This window comes from Streptomyces sp. NPDC012825 (genome assembly GCF_042900925.1).
Taxonomy (GTDB): domain Bacteria; phylum Actinomycetota; class Actinomycetes; order Streptomycetales; family Streptomycetaceae; genus Streptomyces.
Genome location: NZ_JBIBBZ010000019.1, coordinates 102292 through 118281, shown reverse-complemented (window position 1 = coordinate 118281; position 15990 = coordinate 102292). Strand labels below are relative to the sequence as shown.

The 15990-nt window shown below is 73.3% G+C and carries 17 protein-coding genes; 9 read left to right on the top strand and 8 right to left on the bottom strand.

All coding sequences use genetic code 11. The features are described from left to right. Positions 1 to 205 precede the first annotated feature (205 nt). Complete coding sequence (locus ACFY7E_RS28300) at positions 206 to 649, top strand: MarR family winged helix-turn-helix transcriptional regulator (RefSeq protein WP_383436293.1); 444 nt, start codon at positions 206 to 208, stop codon at positions 647 to 649. Between the two features lie 216 nt (positions 650 to 865). On the opposite strand, the gene ACFY7E_RS28295 is transcribed toward ACFY7E_RS28300, so the two are convergent. After that, positions 866 to 1381: a MarR family winged helix-turn-helix transcriptional regulator gene (locus ACFY7E_RS28295; protein ID WP_389489710.1), complete on the bottom strand. Its 516-nt coding sequence runs from the start codon at positions 1379 to 1381 to the stop codon at positions 866 to 868. Between the two features lie 223 nt (positions 1382 to 1604). Between ACFY7E_RS28295 and ACFY7E_RS28290 the strand changes: the two genes are divergently transcribed. Further along, positions 1605 to 3461 (top strand): PP2C family protein-serine/threonine phosphatase, encoded by a 1857-nt coding sequence (locus ACFY7E_RS28290; protein WP_389489708.1) that lies wholly within the window; start codon positions 1605 to 1607, stop codon positions 3459 to 3461. On the opposite strand, the gene ACFY7E_RS28285 is transcribed toward ACFY7E_RS28290, so the two are convergent. Both ACFY7E_RS28285 and ACFY7E_RS28280 read right to left on the bottom strand, forming a co-directional pair. Further along, a complete protein-coding gene (locus ACFY7E_RS28285) occupies positions 3433 to 4392 on the bottom strand; it encodes a hypothetical protein (protein ID WP_389489705.1) in 960 nt (319 codons plus the stop codon). The two genes, ACFY7E_RS28290 and ACFY7E_RS28285, sit on opposite strands and share 29 nt — an antisense overlap. A gap of 110 nt (positions 4393 to 4502) precedes the next feature. Then, positions 4503 to 5027, bottom strand: coding sequence for a tetratricopeptide repeat protein (locus ACFY7E_RS28280; protein WP_389489715.1), 525 nt, complete (start codon positions 5025 to 5027; stop codon positions 4503 to 4505). Positions 5028 to 5275: 248 nt separating this feature from the next. Here ACFY7E_RS28280 and ACFY7E_RS28275 point away from each other — a divergent pair, with 248 nt between their 5' ends. After that, a complete protein-coding gene (locus ACFY7E_RS28275; protein WP_389489702.1) occupies positions 5276 to 5731 on the top strand; it encodes a VOC family protein in 456 nt (151 codons plus the stop codon). Here the strand turns inward: ACFY7E_RS28275 and ACFY7E_RS28270 are convergent. Next, positions 5718 to 6569 (bottom strand): RCC1 domain-containing protein, encoded by an 852-nt coding sequence (locus ACFY7E_RS28270; RefSeq protein ID WP_389489700.1) that lies wholly within the window; start codon positions 6567 to 6569, stop codon positions 5718 to 5720. The two genes, ACFY7E_RS28275 and ACFY7E_RS28270, sit on opposite strands and share 14 nt — an antisense overlap. Before the next feature lie 396 nt (positions 6570 to 6965). Between ACFY7E_RS28270 and fusA the strand changes: the two genes are divergently transcribed. Continuing rightward, positions 6966 to 8966: an elongation factor G gene (gene fusA / locus ACFY7E_RS28265; RefSeq protein WP_389489698.1), complete on the top strand. Its 2001-nt coding sequence runs from the start codon at positions 6966 to 6968 to the stop codon at positions 8964 to 8966. Here the strand turns inward: fusA and ACFY7E_RS28260 are convergent. Beyond that, positions 8932 to 9393, bottom strand: coding sequence for an ATP-binding protein (locus ACFY7E_RS28260; protein WP_389489695.1), 462 nt, complete (start codon positions 9391 to 9393; stop codon positions 8932 to 8934). The two genes, fusA and ACFY7E_RS28260, sit on opposite strands and share 35 nt — an antisense overlap. A gap of 150 nt (positions 9394 to 9543) precedes the next feature. On the opposite strand from ACFY7E_RS28260, the gene ACFY7E_RS28255 reads away from it, so the two are divergent. The 3 genes from ACFY7E_RS28255 to ACFY7E_RS28245 are packed head-to-tail and all read left to right on the top strand — an operon-like array spanning position 9544 to position 11431. After that, complete coding sequence (locus tag ACFY7E_RS28255; RefSeq protein ID WP_389489693.1) at positions 9544 to 10398, top strand: Scr1 family TA system antitoxin-like transcriptional regulator; 855 nt, start codon at positions 9544 to 9546, stop codon at positions 10396 to 10398. Continuing rightward, positions 10395 to 10634: a DUF397 domain-containing protein gene (locus ACFY7E_RS28250; protein WP_389489690.1), complete on the top strand. Its 240-nt coding sequence runs from the start codon at positions 10395 to 10397 to the stop codon at positions 10632 to 10634. Before ACFY7E_RS28255 ends, ACFY7E_RS28250 begins: the two co-directional genes overlap by 4 nt. Positions 10635 to 10645: 11 nt before the next feature. Further along, entirely contained in the window at positions 10646 to 11431 is a 786-nt protein-coding gene (locus tag ACFY7E_RS28245) for an SDR family NAD(P)-dependent oxidoreductase (protein WP_389489688.1), read from the top strand. A 14-nt stretch (positions 11432 to 11445) separates the two neighbouring features. Here ACFY7E_RS28245 and ACFY7E_RS28240 read toward each other — a convergent pair whose 3' ends face one another. Then, positions 11446 to 12126 (bottom strand): hypothetical protein, encoded by a 681-nt coding sequence (locus ACFY7E_RS28240; protein ID WP_389489686.1) that lies wholly within the window; start codon positions 12124 to 12126, stop codon positions 11446 to 11448. Between the two features lie 167 nt (positions 12127 to 12293). Here ACFY7E_RS28240 and ACFY7E_RS28235 point away from each other — a divergent pair, with 167 nt between their 5' ends. Together ACFY7E_RS28235 and ACFY7E_RS28230 are read left to right on the top strand one after the other, a co-directional pair. Next, complete coding sequence (locus tag ACFY7E_RS28235; RefSeq protein ID WP_389489684.1) at positions 12294 to 12899, top strand: CchlQ; 606 nt, start codon at positions 12294 to 12296, stop codon at positions 12897 to 12899. Between the two features lie 183 nt (positions 12900 to 13082). Beyond that, the gene (locus ACFY7E_RS28230) at positions 13083 to 13970 is read left to right on the top strand and encodes a hypothetical protein (protein ID WP_389489682.1); all 888 of its coding nucleotides are present in this window, start codon (positions 13083 to 13085) and stop codon (positions 13968 to 13970) included. Between the two features lie 97 nt (positions 13971 to 14067). On the opposite strand, the gene msrB is transcribed toward ACFY7E_RS28230, so the two are convergent. Both msrB and murC read right to left on the bottom strand, forming a co-directional pair. Further along, positions 14068 to 14475 carry a peptide-methionine (R)-S-oxide reductase MsrB gene (msrB, locus tag ACFY7E_RS28225; protein ID WP_389489680.1) on the bottom strand — a complete coding sequence of 136 codons (408 nt, stop codon included), beginning with the start codon at positions 14473 to 14475 and terminating at the stop codon, positions 14068 to 14070. Between the two features lie 24 nt (positions 14476 to 14499). Beyond that, positions 14500 to 15891, bottom strand: coding sequence for a UDP-N-acetylmuramate--L-alanine ligase (murC, locus tag ACFY7E_RS28220; RefSeq protein WP_389489678.1), 1392 nt, complete (start codon positions 15889 to 15891; stop codon positions 14500 to 14502). Positions 15892 to 15990: the final 99 nt, after the last annotated feature.

Below are 15990 nucleotides of genomic sequence, written 5' to 3'. Positions count from 1 at the left end.
CGTAGTGCGCGACCAGCCCTTCCTCCAGGGAACGGAGGAGGGCGTCGGGCGTGGCAGAGCGCAGGGCGCGCTCGATCGCGACGAATCTGTCCATTGTCCGGTTACCGCCTAGTCTCAGAACGCATGCTAAAAGGGGGCTTCTCTCATGTCTCGGCGACCGGAGGAAGCATCGCGGCGGAACGGTGCGGAGGGATCCGCCGCCGGCGTGGCGCTCGAGGTCCTGGAACTGCTCGAAGTGCTGTGGTCCCAGGGAGAGACGGTGTCGACGGCTCCGCTGTCCTCCTCCCAGGTGCGTGTGCTGTACGTGCTGGAGCGCGAGGGAGTGGTGAACCTGCGCACCCTGGCCGGGAAGCTCGACTCCATGCCCTCGTCGGTCAGCCGGATGTGCGACCGCCTGCAGGCGGTGGGCTTCATCGACCGTGGCCACAATCCCTCCGACCGCCGCGAGCTGGAGCTGCGCCTGTCACGCAGGGGCGCGGGCTACCTCAGGGCGTTCCGCGCCCGCCGCGAGGAGGTCCTGCGCGAACTGCTGGGGAAGATGACCCCGACCGAGCGGACCATGCTGGTGCGGGGGCTGTCCGGCATCCGGACCGTCGCCGGCGCGGGGTCCCCCCGCGAGGAGACGGACGCCGCCACGGAATCGGCCTGACGCCGACCACTGCGCCGTTCGGTGCACGTTTCCACCTTCCCGAGGACTGCCGGAGGCGGTCTGCACGCCTCGTGATGCTGCGACAGATTCGTTCCTCGGGCAGATACTTGTCAAATGACAAGTATTGCCCTCGTGCAACCGGGGCAGGGCAGCCGGGTGCGTGGCGGGGGTCCGCGGAAGGGCGGGGTTCCGCTCCGTGAGGTCGTCCCCGCGGGGTCAGACCTCTCCGTCGCGGTCGCGCAGCAGCAGCCGCAGAGCGGCGCGCAGACCGGCGAGTCCGGCCCGTACGACTTCGCCCTCGGCGCGGTCCGGCAGGAGGGGGGACGGCCCGGCCAGCCGCTCGGCCCGCATCTCGGCGAGCAGCAGCCGCCCGGCCGGCGTGGCGGTGACGATCCTGACCCGGCCGTCGCCCGGCGCCGGAGCGCCGGCCACCAGACCGGCCTGCGTCAGCTTGGCGGTCACCCGGCTCAGCGAGGTGCTCGGCACGGAGAGCAGGCGCGCCAGCCTCCCGGGGGGCAGTCGGCCGAAGTGCTCCAGCAGGACCAGCGTCCGGTAGGCGAGACTCGCGGGCTCCCGCCGCAGCTCCAGGTCCTCCCACAGCTCCAGCATCGCGGCGACCGCCTCCGCGTCGTCCGGGAGGCCGGGATCTTCGTCCGGGAGACCGGATTCTTCGTCCAAGAGGCCGGATTCGTTGTCCGAGGGGCCGGAGGCCCGGTCCGGTTCGTCGTTCATAGGCGGGGAGGAATCGAGGGCAATTCACCTCCGTCTGCCCCGCGCGGACCTCTTCATTCCCGGCGGAGACCGTCCGGATCACCTCGGCGCCCGAAGCGGGGGTCCCGGAGGGGTGAGGGTGAACACTCCCGCCTTCCGGCCCACTTCGTCCGGCGTCGTGAAATACTTGTCGCGCGACAACTATTGCCCGGCGGTCCGCCGGCGGGAACAGGGGGGCGAAAGCGTGACGACGGCAGTGCCGGGAGCCGAGGACGGCCGTGCGGGCGTCCCTGGAAGCGAGCCCGCCGACGGGTTCCTGGCCGAGGCGTTCGAGCTTCTGCCGGACGCCGTCTCGGTCTCGGCGGCGGTACGGGACGCCGGCGGCCGGGCCGTCGACCTGCGCTTCGAGTACGCGAACGCGGCCGCCCGGAGCGGCCACGCGGCCGGAACGGCGCCCGTCGGGGGCCCGCGCGGCGGGCTGTGGTCCCGGGCGGCCGACGGCGGCGTCCTCGCGACCTGCCTGGACGTGCTGAACACCGGCCTGCCGGAGCACGGGGTGTTCTCCCCGGCCGGGGAGGGCGCCCCTCACGCGGCGGACCGCGAGTACCGGGCCTACCGGCTGGGGGACGACCGCCTGCTGCTCGTCCTGCGCGACGGCGGCGAGCGCCTCGTACGGAACGGGGAGCGCGCGGGGGCACGGCCCGGCGGCGGGAGCGGTGGGGACGGTACGGGCGGCACGGGTGGTGTGGGTGGTACGGGCGGTGTGGACGGACGGGAGCCGCTCCGGATCCTGGCGGACGCGGGCGCCGCGCTGGGAGCCTCGCTCGACCGCGGAGCGACCCTGGACGCCGTCACGGCCTCCGTCGTCCCGCACGTCGCCGACGGCTGCCTCCTCTACCTCGTCGACGACACCGGCCTGCCGGTCCTGGCCGCCCTCGCCCACCACGACCCGCGCCGGCGGCGGGAACTGCGCGACCTGACCGCGTCGTCGCCCCCGCACCCGGACGCAGAGGACGGGGTCGGCGCCGTCGTCCGCACCGGACGCCACGAACGGGGCGCCGACGTCGCCCGTGCCCTGGGCCGCCCTCCGCACGGCGACGAGCACCGCCGCCCGCGGCCCGCGCACGCGTGGCTGGCGGTCCCCCTGGCCCGGTCCGGCACCGTGATCGGGGCCATGGTGCTGGTGAGGTCCGCGTCCGGGCGCTCCCCCTTCACCGAGGGGGACGTCCCCCTCGCCGGGGAGCTGGCCCGCCGCGCGGTTCCGGCGATCGAGAACGCCCGCCGCCACGCCGAGCAGGAGGAGGTGGCGCGCAGGCTCCAGGAGAGCCTGCTGCCCCGCGTCCCGCCCGACGTGCCGGGTCTCGAACTGGCCGCCCGGCACCACCCCGGCGAGCGGGGGACCCTGGTGGGCGGGGACTTCTACGACGTGTTCCCCAGCGGCCCCCGGGACTGGACCGTCACCGTCGGCGACGTCGCCGGCAAGGGTCCGCGGGCCGCGGCGTTCACCGGTCTCGTCCGCCACACCGTCCGCGCGGTGGGCCGGAGGACCGCCGCGCCCGGCGCCCTCCTGCGCGCCGTCAACACCGCCGTCCTCGACGAGCCGCCGTCCGTCCGCCGCTTCTGCACGATGGCCTGCGCGACCCTGCGCCCGGACGGCTCCGGGGCGCGCCTCACCCTGGCCCTGGGGGGCCATCCGCTCCCGCTGCTGCGCCGGACCGACGGTTCCGTCGTCCCGATCGGCCGTCCCGGCACCCTCCTCGGAGTCGTGGCCGAGCCCCGCCTGCGTACCGTCCGGCACACGCTGCACCCCGGCGACCTGCTCCTCTTCTACACCGACGGCGTCACCGAACGTCGCTCGAACGGCGTCATGCTCGGCGAGGCGGGCGTGCACGCGGTCCTCGCGCGCACGCCGGACGCCTCGGCCGAGACGACCGTGCGCCTCCTGGAGGAGGAGGTCGCCGCGCGCGGTCCCGGGGGGCCCTCCGACGACTTCGCCATCCTCGGTGTCCGCGTGCGCCGACACCGGAACACGCGCGCCTCGCGGGCGGCGCCGGGCGGGGGCGGCGGCGGTACTAGCGGCGGTCGGGCCCCTGGGCGATGAGCCGCTCCAGGAGTTCCTGGAAGTCGTCGCCGACGACGATCCGCAGGTCGCCGCGCTCCTCGTCGTGCTCGCTGAGCTGGGTGAGGGCGCCGTCGCGCCACCAGAAGACGTACGGGCTGATGGCGCCCGGGGTGTCCTCGTACCCGGTGGCGGCGAAGGAGGCCATGGCGCCGAGGGCCGGGATGATGGTGGTGTCCCGGATGGGGTGGAAGGCGAGCTGGTGCCGGAAGGGCAGGGCGACCAGGGCGCCGTGCTCGCCGATGGGGAGGCCGGTGACGCGCCGGGCGACCCCGTCGAGGTCGAGGACGCGGCTCGCGGTGTAGAAGGAGTCCCCGAGGAGGACCTCGAAGCACATGCCGTCGGCGTCGCGGACGGTCTCGTGCCCCTCGACGGGCAGTCCGCGCAGGTTGTGCAGGGCCCGGTCGCGCAGCTGCGCGTGGTTCCCGAGCCGGGCGAGGGCGTCGTCGGTGAGCATCATGACGCTCTCGGGCAGGTCGAGGGCGAGGACCTCGTACAGGCCGGGGGCGACGGTCCTGGCGTACCCGAAGGAGGCGGCGTCGATGCCGTCGCCGCTGACGACCCGGGGGTACAGCTGGGAGCGGATCCGCTCGGGCGGGAGGGTGTCGAGGGCGGAGGGGCCCTCCATGGCCCGGACGACCAGCTCGACGTGACGGCGGACCAGTCCGGGCCAGACGCGGGGGCCGCGCCGGTCCTGGTGGCAGACGGCGGCGAGGTTGGCGAGCCCGAAGCGGCGCCCCCGGTCGTCGACGACGTGGTCCGCGTAGACGGAGACCTCCAGGCCGAGTTCGGCGAAGGTCTCCCGGACCCGGCCGCGGAAGAGCGCGGCCTCGTTCCGGGAGAAGTACGCGAACTCGGGATCCCTCGGCGCGTCGTCGCCGTCCCGCCTGGGTCCCCGCCGCAGCCAGCCCACGCCCGCCCGCCTTCCGTCGCCGTTGGGCCCAGGGTAGCGACTGCGGGTGTCGGCTCCCTTTCGGAAGGGTCAACTCCGCTGCTCGCGCTACGGGTTCGCGGCGCTTCCGCTCAGGAGCCGTCGGGGGCGGTGAGGAGCGCGCGGGCGTAGTGGGCGAGGGAGCGGTTGTAGCGGGGCAGCAGGGGCGCGAGGGCGCCGAGGGCCAGGGAGGCGGCCTCGCGGTCGCGGCCGGTGTCGGCCAGGGCGAGCGCGAGGAAGGCGTCGACGGCCCCGGCGAGGCCCTTCTCGTCGGCGTCGAGCCGGTCGGCGGGAAGATCCCGTTCGGCGGTGAGGAGCTCCACGGCGAGGTCGGGCCGGCCGAGGTTGCGCAGGCTGCTGGCGAGCTGGATCACGGCCCGGCGGCGGCGCAGCCCGGTGAGCCCGAGGTCGAGGGCGCGCCGGTAGAGCGCCACGGCCTCCTCGGGCAGGCCGGTGGAGTCGTGGGCAGCGCCCTGCTCGAAGAGGGCGGCGGCGTCGCCGTCGGGCCGCTCGGCGGCCAGTTCGGCCACGCGGGCACGGAAGTCGGCGGGCTCGTGGTCGTCGATGCGCTCCCAGAGCGCGGCGATCCGGCGCTCCCAGTCCTGGTCGTCGGTCATGGCGGCGTCGTCGGTCATGGCGGCACCCTAGAGGACGCCACGGCCGCGCCGGAGGCCGGGCGGCGGGCCGACCACCAGCTCGACGCCGGGTAGGCGGGAGCCGACGCCGCGCCCCTCCGGATCCGGGCTCCGTCGGGGTCCGCGCGCGGGTCGCGAGGCGTTCGAATTGTTGCGTGTCCATGTCGGACACGGCCGCGGCGGGCGTGGCGATTGACGCGGGTAGATCCATACGTATTACTTTTGGCTCCATGCCGTCCATCGCACTCGTCACCCTCGTCGTCCGTGACTACGACGAGGCCGTCGCCTTCTACACCGACGCCCTCGGTTTCGACCTCGTCGAGGACACCGACCGGGGCGACGGCAGCCGCTGGGTCGTCGTCAGGCCGCGCGACGCGGCCGGGGTCGGGGGCCTCGGGAACGCGGGCCTGCTGCTCGCCCGCGCCAAGAACGAGGTCCAGGAGGCCGCGATCGGCAACCAGACCGGCGGCCGGGTCGGTTTCTTCCTCCACACCGAGGACTTCGCCCGCGACCACGCCCGGATGACGGCGGCGGGCGTGAAGTTCCTGGAGGAGCCCCGCCACGAGCCGTACGGCTCCGTCGCCGTCTTCGAGGACCTGTACGGCAACCGCTGGGACCTGCTCCAGCCGGCGGACGCCTCCGCGCCCGGTCCCGCTCAGGACCGGAATCCGCCTACGGGAGCCTGATTCCGGACCAGGCGCCGACCGCGCACTGTCCGTCGGCGTCGTTGCCCGTGGAGACGACCGTGCCGTCGGCGCGCAGGCCGAGGGTGTGCGTCGAGCCGGCCGCCACGGCGACGACGTCGCGCCAGTCGCCGACGTCGCACTGTCCGTGGCCGTTGTCCCCCGTCGCGAGGGCCCGTCCGGACGCGGTGGCCCCGACGGTGTGGTGGCTGCCCGCGTCGAGCGCCACCACCTCCTCCCAGTCACCGACTTCGCACGCCCCGGTGGTCCGGTCCCCGGTCGCCACCACCCGCCCGTCGGTGGTGAGGCCGACGGTGTGGACGTACCCGGCCGCGACGGCGGCGAGGTCGCGCCACCCTTCGACCGCGCACTGCCGTCGCCGGTTGTTGCCCGTGGCCACTGCGGAGCCGTCCGACCGGACGCCGACCGAGTGCCAGTCACCGCAGGAGAGGGCGACCGTCTCGCGCCAGGACCGCACGTCGCACTGCCCTTCCGCGTTCCGGCCGACCGCCACCACCCGGCCGTTCGCGAGCAGCCCGAGCGTGCGCCGCCAGCCCGCGGCCACGGCGGTGACTCCACGCCATCCGGCGACCTCGCACTGCCCGTCGCCGTTCCACCCCGTCGCCAGCACCGTGCCGTCCGACCGCAGCCCCACCGTGTGGGACCTGCCCGTGTTCGTCGCGGTGTGGACGTTCCCGGCCGCCACCATGACGACGTCCTCCCAGCGCTCGACCCGGCACTCACCGGACGCCGTGCCGCCCACGGCGAGAACGGTTCCGTCCCCGCGCCGTCCGACCGAATGGCGTCTTCCGGCCGCCAGGGCCGACGGGTTGGCGAGCACGACGCCTCCTCACACGGGAACGGGTCCACGACACGGGCCCCATGGAACCAGAGGATGCCCCCGCGTCCCCTCCCCACCCGACTCCCCCGTAAAACCGATGTCGCACGGTCACCCCGGCTCCCTACACTCACCTCCCGGCGCACCGTTCCGTGCCACCGACAGACGCCCGTGCATCCGTCCGAGGGGAGAAGACCGTGCGCAGCCACGCCGCCGTCGCCGTGTCCTCCTCCCGTGCCCGGTACGACGTGATCCTCGCCTCCCCGGCCGAGCGGTGGCGGCTGCGCGCCCGCCATCGCCGCCCGTGACGACCCCGTACGCCTCCCGCACCCGGTAGGCCCCGTCGTCCGGGAATCGCGCTGCCCGTTCCACCACCGCAGCAGCGAAAGGCACGAGACCGTGCGTACCCCTGAGATCACCGCCGTCCGCAACCTCGGCATCCTGGCCCACGTCGACGCCGGCAAGACCACCGTCACCGAGCGGATCCTGTACCTGACCGGAGCCGTCCACAAGCGGGGCGAGGTCCACGACGGCACCACCGTCACCGACTTCGACCCGCAGGAGCGGGACCGGGGCATCACGATCTTCGCGGCGGCCGTGAGCTGCGACTGGGCCGGGCACCGGATCAACCTGATCGACACGCCCGGCCACGTCGACTTCTCCGACGAGGTCGAGCGCTCGCTGCGCGTCCTCGACGGCGCGGTGGCCGTCTTCGACGCCGTCGCGGGCGTGGAGCCGCAGAGCGAGACGGTGTGGCGGCAGGCCGACCGGCACGGCGTCCCGCGCCTCGCGTTCGTCAACAAGCTGGACCGGGCGGGCGCGGACCTCGACTCGGCCGTGGAGTCCATCCGCGACCGGCTCGGTGCCGTGCCGCTCGCCGTCCAGCTCCCCATCGGGCGCGAGGACGGCTTCACCGGCGTCGTGGACCTGCTCCGGATGCGGGCGTACGTGTGGGCCGACGGCACCGACACGTACACCGAACAGGCCCTCCCCGAAGGCCTGTTGGACGAGGCCCGGCACCGTCGGCGACGTCTGGAGGAGGCCGTGGCCGAGCTGCACGCGGGCGCCTTCGAGGAGTTCCTCGCCCGCGAGGAGCTGGCCGAGGAGACCCTGCGGAGCGCGCTCCGCGACCTCACCCTCGCCGGGGAGGCCGTGGTCGTGCTGTGCGGCTCGGCCTACCGCGACCGGGGCATCGAGCCCCTGCTCGACGCCGTGGTCGCCTACCTCCCGGCCCCGTCGGACCTGCCGCCCGTGCGCGGCGAGGTCCCGGCGGACCCGGAGGCGCCGTTCACCGCGCTCGCCTTCAAGGTGAACGCCACGGCCACCGGCCGCATGACCTACGTCCGCGTCTACGCGGGCACGATCGGGAAGGGGGACACCGTGCTGGACGCGACCGGCGGACGCGCCGAGCGGATCGCCCGCATCCTGCGCGTGCAGGCGGACCGGGCGACAGAGGTCGGGTCGGCGCGCGCCGGTGACATCGTCGCCGTCGTCGGTCCGAAGTCCGTCCACGCCGGGGCGACGCTGTGCGACCCGGCCGCGCCGCTCGTCCTCGAACCGCCGACGACCGCCGATCCGGTCGTCTCGGTCGCCGTCGAGGCCCGCCGCAGCACGGACACCGGCCGCCTGGCGACGGCCCTCGCCCGCCTGTCCGAGGAGGACCCGTCGCTCGTCGTCCGGTCCGACCCGGAGACGGGCCAGACCGTCCTGTCCGGCCTGGGCGAACTGCACCTGGAGGTCGCGGTGGAGAAGCTGCGCCGCGACCGGGGCCTGGAGGTCGCGGTCGGGCGCCCCCGGGTGGCGTACCGCGAGACGGTGGCGAAGGGCGTCACCGGCCTGCTCTACCGCCACGTCAAACAGGACGGCGGCGCGGGCCAGTTCGCCCACGTCGTCATCGACCTCGAACCCCTGCAAGGAGACGAGGAGTTCGCGTTCCGCTCCACCGTCACGGGCGGTCGCGTCCCGCAGGAGTACGTCCGCGCGGTCGAGGCCGGCTGCCGGGACGCCCTCGTGGAGGGCCCCCTCGGCGGCCACCCGGTGACCGGCGTCCGGGTCACGCTCACGGACGGCGCCACGCACCCGAAGGACTCCTCGGAGATGGCGTTCCGCACGGCGGGCCGCTTCGCCCTGCGCGAGGCGCTCCGGGCGAGCGCGATGACCCTCCTGGAGCCGGTGGCCGAGGTGACCGTCACGGTTCCCACCGAGTCCGTCGGCGCGGTCCTCGGCGACCTCGCGGCCCGCCGGGGCCGGGTCACGGATCAGGCGACCCGGGGCGGTACGGCGGTGGTGGCGGCGACGGTGCCGCTGGCCGAGCTGTTCGGCTACGCGTCCCGCCTGCGCGGCCGCACCCAGGGTCGGGGCACCTTCACGACCCGCCCGGCCGGGTACGAGCCGGGCTGAGGTCCAGCTCGGCCCGTACGGTCTTCCCGACCGGTACGCGGTCGAGCACGGCCCACCGCGAGGCCAGCGCCTCGACCAGGAGCAACCCGCGCCCGCCCTCGTCGAGCGTTCCCCGCTCGGCGGGGGCGGGCCGCCGCTCGCCCCGGGTGTCGGAGACGTCGATCCGGAGCAGTTGCCCGGGCGCGTACGAGAGCGTCAGCTCGCAGTCGCGCCCGGGCACCCGGCCGTGGGTGACGGCGTTCGCGGCGAGTTCCGCGACGAGCAGCGCGGCGGTCTCGGAGGTCTCGGAGTCGTAGGGGACGCCCCAGCGGTCGAGCTGGAGTACGGCGAGCCGGCGGGCGAGCCGGGCGCCGCGCGGCGTCGAGCTGAAACGCTGCGCGAACACACGTACGGTGACGGGCACTTCGCGGATCACGGGGGAGGTCATGGGGCCAATGTGGCGTTGTGCGGGGAGTGTTGCCAGCTCAGAAACCCGTACGCTGCGACAGCGTACGGGTTCACACTCTGGACTGTATTGGTCACTAGCCGTGAGCATGGGTGCGTTCAGTACGAGTGCACGGGTGCGGGAGGTGGCCAGGTGACGGACGGGTTTCCGGAGGACTCGGGTAAGGCTCCGAGGGGGAGCGAACCGGAGGTGTCGGAGAGTCTGAAGGCCTTCGGGGAAGTTCTCAAGGTCTTGCGCAAACGGGCGGGCCTCACACAGGAGCAGTTCGCGCCGATGGTGGGCTACTCGGTGCCGATGGCCGCCTCGATCGAACAGGGGCGGCGCCTGCCGTCGAAGACGTTCGTGGACCGCTCGGAGGAGGTGTTGGACGCGTTCGGGGTGGTCCGGGCGGCGGCCAAGCATCTGACGCGCAAGGCGGGACTGGCTCGTTGGTTCGAGAAGTGGGCGGAGCTGGAAGCCCTCGCGGTGACGCTGTACACCTTCGAGAGCCGATTCGTCCCCGGCCTGCTCCAGACGCCCGCGTACGCCCGGACGCTCTTCGAGGAGCAGATCCCGGCGATGGGCGACGACCAGATCGAGTCCCATCTGACGGCTCGCATGGAGCGCACGAAAATCCTCACGGAACGCCCGCACACGATCTTCAGCTTCATCATCGAAGAGCACGCGCTGCGCCGCCAGATCTGCGCTCCGGAGGCCATGCGCGAGCAGATCGACCACATCCTCGCACTCTGCGAACGGCGCAACATCGACATCCAAGTCATGCCGCAGTCACGGGGATATCACGCAGGTCTCGGCGGCCCCTTGTGCCTCCTGGAGACCCCGGAGAACGCCTGGCACGCCTACTCCGAAGGCCAGGAGACCGGTCACATGATCTCGGACCCCAAAGTGGTCAGCGTCCTCCAGCAGCGGTATGCCAGGATGCGAGCACAGGCTCTGTCCGTGGAGGACTCCGTGAGCCTGCTGCGGGAGATCCGAGGAGCACTATGAGCACCACAGAACTGGCCTGGTTCAAGAGCAGCTACAGCAGCGGAAGCGGCGACAACTGCATCGAAGTCGCCCTCTCCTGGCACAAGTCGAGCTACAGCAGCAGCGGCGACGGCGACTGCGTAGAGGTCGCCTCCTGCCCCTCCACCGTCCACGTCCGCGACTCCAAGAACGTCACCGGTCCGCAGCTCGCGCTCTCCCCCGCCGCCTGGGCCTCGTTCCTGACCCGGCTGAGCTGAAGGGCGACACCATGAGCACGAACCCGGCCGACTACCTCTCCGGCCTCTTCTCGCTCGACGGGCGCACCGCCCTCGTCACGGGAGGCAGTTCCGGTATCGGCCGGGCCATCGCGGGAGCCCTGGCCCGCGCCGGGGCGGAGGTCGTCGTGCTCGCACGTAAGAAAACCGACCTCGTCGCGACCGTGGACGAGCTGACGGCCGACGGCTGCCGGGCGGCCTGGGTGAGCGCCGACCTGAGCACCCGGGAAGGGATCAGGGCCGGGGCCGAGGAGGCGGCGGCCGTGTTCGGGGAGCCGGACATCCTGGTGAACTCGGCCGGCATCAACCTCCGCCCGTCACTGGGTGAGTTGGCCGAGGAGGTCTGGGACGCGACGATGACCGTGAACCTGGAGGCGCCGTTCCTCCTCGGTCAGCGCTTCGGGCCCGGGATGGCCGAGCGCGGCTTCGGGCGGATCATCCACGTCACCTCGCAGCAGGCGCACCGCGCGTTCGTGCAGAGCGGGGCGTACGGGGTGTCCAAGGGCGCTCTGGAGTCGCTGGCCCGTTCGCAGGCGGAGGCCTGGTCCTCGTACGGGGTCACGGCCAACACGCTCGTGCCCGGTTTCGTGATGACCCCGCTGAACGAGCGGCTCTCCTCCGACCCCGAGAAGGTCGCCGCGCTCGCCGCCCGCACGATGGTCGGCCGCAACGGGCTCGCGGGGGACTTCGCGGGCGCGGCGGTCTTCCTGGCGAGCGCGGCCTCCGCGTACGTCACGGGGCACTCCCTCTTCGTGGACGGCGGGTTCTCCGTCCACTGAGGGGGTTCGCGGCCTCAGCCGTCGGCGGCGTTCGCGTCCCGGACGTCGGCGGCGGCCGGGGGCCGCACGTCCAGGGGGCGGTCGAAGGCGCTGTACGTGGTGGTGGTCCGGTGTTCGGGGCCCTCGTAGGCGACCTTGAGGATGTACGGCTCGCCCTCGGTGGCGATGTGGAACGTGTAGGTACTGCCCTTGTCCGCCTTGTCGGTCACCACCAGGGAGATCGCGGGGGTGCCGCCGACCTCGGTCGGCCCGCCCCTCGTCGCGGTGCCGAAGGAGGCGAACTCCTGGGCGCAGGAGGTCGGTCCCAGCTCGGCCGTCTCCTTGTCGACGGGAACCTTGGTCCAGTGCTTTCCGGCCCCCGCCCCGGGCGCTTTCGCGGCGGCTCCCTTCAGGGGGGCGGGCTCGGAGCGGGCGTAGGCCGTGTCGCCGATCCGGATCTGCTCGAAGGTCCCGCCCCCGGTCCAGGCCAGCCGGGCCGCGCACGTGTCCTTGAGGTCGGTCGTCATGTGGCCGGACTGGCCGGCAACGGCGATGGCCCCGGTGTAGGTCCAGTCGACGGTCACCGACGTGAGCGCCTTCATCGTCTCGTTCGCGCGGTCGAGCAGTTCCGCGGCGGAGGGCTCCGGCGGGGTCGCACCGTCCGAACAGCCCGCCAGGGCGAAACCCGTCGCCACGCACACCAGCGCGGTCGTCACAGCGGTCGATGTCGTACGCACGAGCCCCCCGGGAAAATACGAGCGGCTCAAGCTACCAGGCCTGCTCGAATCTTTCGGAGGCACACGGTGGGCGCCGGCCTTCGGGCATGATCCGAGGGAGGGGGCGACACGGGGGCGCCCTTCCGGAACGCCGACGGGGGCACGACATGGAGTGGGGAACGCTGGTCGCCACGCTGGGCGGTGGTCTGATCGCGATAGCGGGCACGGTCCTGGCCGACCGCCTGCGCACCCGCCAGGAGCACCGGCGCGGTCTTCAGGAGCGTCGCCGGGAGGTCTACACGGAGTTCATCGCGGCGGCGGGCGCGGCCCACACCGAGCTGCGGCGGCTCGCGCAGAGCGGCGGCGGGGACGGTCTGGAGGAGGCGAGCCGGTCGGCGCTGACGGACGCCCGGGTCTACGAGGTGCGCGAGCGCCTCTTCCTCGACGGCAGCACCGGGATCGCGGCGGCGGGCCAGACCATGTTCGAACGCCTCCGTGCCCTGCGGAGGGCGGTCGCCGGGGGCGCCGGGATCTCGGACCCCGCCTTCCACGACGTCTACCACCCCTATCTGGACGCCGTCTGGGCCTACCGCGAGGCCGTCCGCGACGAGTTGGAGGGCCGCGCCCTCGCCCCGGCCGACTTCGGCTGGTCCGCGTGGGACGGCCGCGAGCGCTGCCCGCACTGCGCGGACCGGGGAACGGGCACGGTGGCCACGGCACCCGGACAGCGGCGGCTCCTTCCCGGACGCGGGCACCGGGAGGACGCTCCCTGAGGAGCTCCCGTCATCGGCCGTCGGTCCGGCCCGGTCGTCGTACTGCCTGTTCTCCGAATCGGGCTGCGCCGAGGGGATGCTGACGTAGCATCAGGAGCGAATCGGTCGCCGTGGCACGCGAGGTCGACGTTCACGCCCGCTCCGCCGCACGCGGCCTGGCACCCTTCGCCTCCGGGGGATCCCATGAGTCCTGTGCGCAAGAACGCCGTCATCGCCGGTGCCCTGCTGTTGGGGCTGACCGCCGGGTGCGGGAAGGCAGCGGAAGCCGACAGGGCCGACAGGCGTCCCGGCGCCACCGCGGGCGACAAGGCGCCGAGCCCGTCGGCCACGGCCGACGCCACGCCACCCAGGTCGACGTACGTGGAAGCCGACTCCGGCTCCCGGTTCGACGTCACGCGGCCCGACGGAACGACCTACACCGTGACGGTGGACACCGGGCTGATCCGCAAGGCGGAACGCGGTCTCGCCACGGGAGACAGGTACAGGGCCGAGGACGACGCGACGAAGAGCGGAACGGGCCTGATCGCCGTTCTCGGCGACGGGTGCGGCGACGAGATCGACCTGAGCGCCGAAAGCCGCGACGCGGTGATGCCGTTCACGATCGGCTTCACGGACAACACGCCGGGCGGTTTCGTCACGCGGCCGGAGATCTTCGTCGACGTGTACAAGCGTGACGGGATCCTGAGGGAGACCGACGGCGTGCGGCTCATGTACGAGCGGAACGAGGGCGGCACCTACCACTGCGGCGAGACCCGTGGAAGCGGATCCCGGGCGGGCAGTTCCCTGGGCGGGACGTCGTCGAACGGCGACGCGCGGACGCCGGGATGGATCGTCCTGAAGGACTACTACTCGCCGGAGAACCCCGAGGGCGACAGGGAGAGGTTCATGGGGGTGCGGCTCTCCCTCGAAGTCGAGGACGGGGGCTACGAGACCGTCTACGACGAGCAGCGGGGCGCGCTCTTCGTCGTCCGGGAGCGCGATCAGGCCGCGGCCGACGGCAGCACGTACACGTCCCGGGTCGACATGAACCTGTTGACGGCGGGACGGAACAAGGTCCCCCCGACCGGGTGACTGCAGCCCGGCGGGACACCGCACCCGGAGGCCCTCCCGTCTCCCCCGCCCCCTCGGGACGGGTCGCACGGAAGGGCCCCTCTCCGGGTGGTCCGGCTCAGCCCTCCGTCGGCTCCAGCCGCAGCGAGATCGAGTTGATGCAGTACCGCTGGTCCGTCGGGGTCGGGTAGCCCTCGCCCTCGAAGACGTGGCCCAGGTGGGAGCCGCAGCGGGAGCAGCGGACCTCCGTGCGGACCATGCCGTGGGTGCGGTCCTCGATCAGTTCGACCGCGTCGGAGTCCTTCGGGTCGTAGAAGGACGGCCAGCCGCAGTGCGACGAGAACTTCTCGTTCGAGGTGAACAGCTCCGCGCCGCACGCCCTGCAGGAGTAGACGCCCCTGGTGGTGGTGTCGGTGTACTCACCGCGGAAGGCGGGCTCGGTGCCCGCCTGGCGCAGCACCTGGTACTCCGCCGGGGACAGCTCCGCACGCCACTGCTCGTCCGGCTTCTCGACGTCGTACGCCATGGGCTCGCTCCCTCTTGCTTCGCGCTACTTCGACAGGTGGTCCAGGATGCGCGGGCCGAGGTCCGTGACGTCGCCCGCTCCCATGGTGAGAACGAGATCGCCGGGGCCGGCCATTCCCTCGACGATCTCGGGCACGGCACCCTTGTCGTGCACGGGCGTCACGTCGGCGCCGGCCTTCCGGGCGGCCTCGACGATCAGCTCGCTGGTGACGCCCGGGATCGGGTCCTCGCGGGCCGGGTAGATGTCGAGGACGACGGAGGCGTCCGCGAGGGCCAGCGCGTCGCCCATCTCCTCGCTCAGCTCCTGGGTGCGGGAGAACAGGTGCGGCTGGAAGACGACGAGCAGGCGGGAGCCCCCGGCGGCGCCCCGCATGGCCTCCAGGTCGGCCGTCATCTCGGTGGGGTGGTGCGCGTACGAGTCGATGACCTGCACGCCCCTGGCCTCGCCCTTGAGCTGGAGGCGGCGGCCGACGCCCGTGTAGGCGGTGAGGGCCTGGGCCAGCTCGGCCGCGTCGATGCCGACGCGGGCGCCGGCGGCGAGCGCGGCGGCGGCGTTGTGCGCGTAGTGGCGGCCGGGGACCGAGACGGTGAAGGTGTGCTCGGCGCCGTCGAGGGCGACGGTCACCTCGCTCTTCATGCCGCTCGGGACGATCTTCAGGATGCGCGCGTCGGAGTCCTCGGACTCGCCGACCGTGACGATCTCCAGGCCCTCGCGGTCCGCGACCCGGCGGGCCAGCTCGCGGGCTCCGGCGTGCTCGCCGACGACGAGGGTGCCGCCGGGGCGGATCTTGGTGGTGAAGGCCTCGAAGGACTCGTAGATCTCGTCCATGGAGGCGTAGTTCGCGTGGTGGTCCAGCTCGACGTTGAGGACGATCGCGACCTCGGGGTCGTACTTCTGGAAGCTGCGGTCGCTCTCGTCGGCCTCGGCGACGAAGACCTCGCCGTCGCCGTGCCGGGCGTTGGTGCCGGGGCCCGCCAGGTCGCCGCCGATGGCGTACGAGGGGTCGAGGCCGAGGTGACCGAGGGCGACGGCCAGCATGGAGGTGGTCGTGGTCTTGCCGTGCGTGCCTGCGACCGCGATCGCGCGCAGGCCGTCCATGAGGGAGGCGAGCGCGTCGGAGCGGTGCACGACCGGGATGCCGAGCTCGGCGGCGCGGGCCAGCTCGGGGTTGTCGGCGCGGATGGCGCTGGAGACGACGACGGCGGAGGCGTCGTCGGCCAGGTGCTCGGCGGCGTGGCCGATGTGCACGGTGACGCCGAGGGCGCGCAGGGCCTCGGCGGTCGCGGAGTCCTTGGCGTCGCTGCCGGCGACCTTGGCGCCGCGCTGGGCGAGGATCTTCGCGATGCCCGACATCCCGGCACCGCCGATGCCGATGAAGTGCGGCCGGTCCATGGCGGCGGGAATGGCGGGTGCCATGCGGATCTCTCCCCGAGGTGTGTCGTTGGCTTGAAGTCCCAGCCTAGTGGCTCCCTCCGGACGCGCCCGGCAGGGCACGGCCCGGCCCGCGCCCCCGTA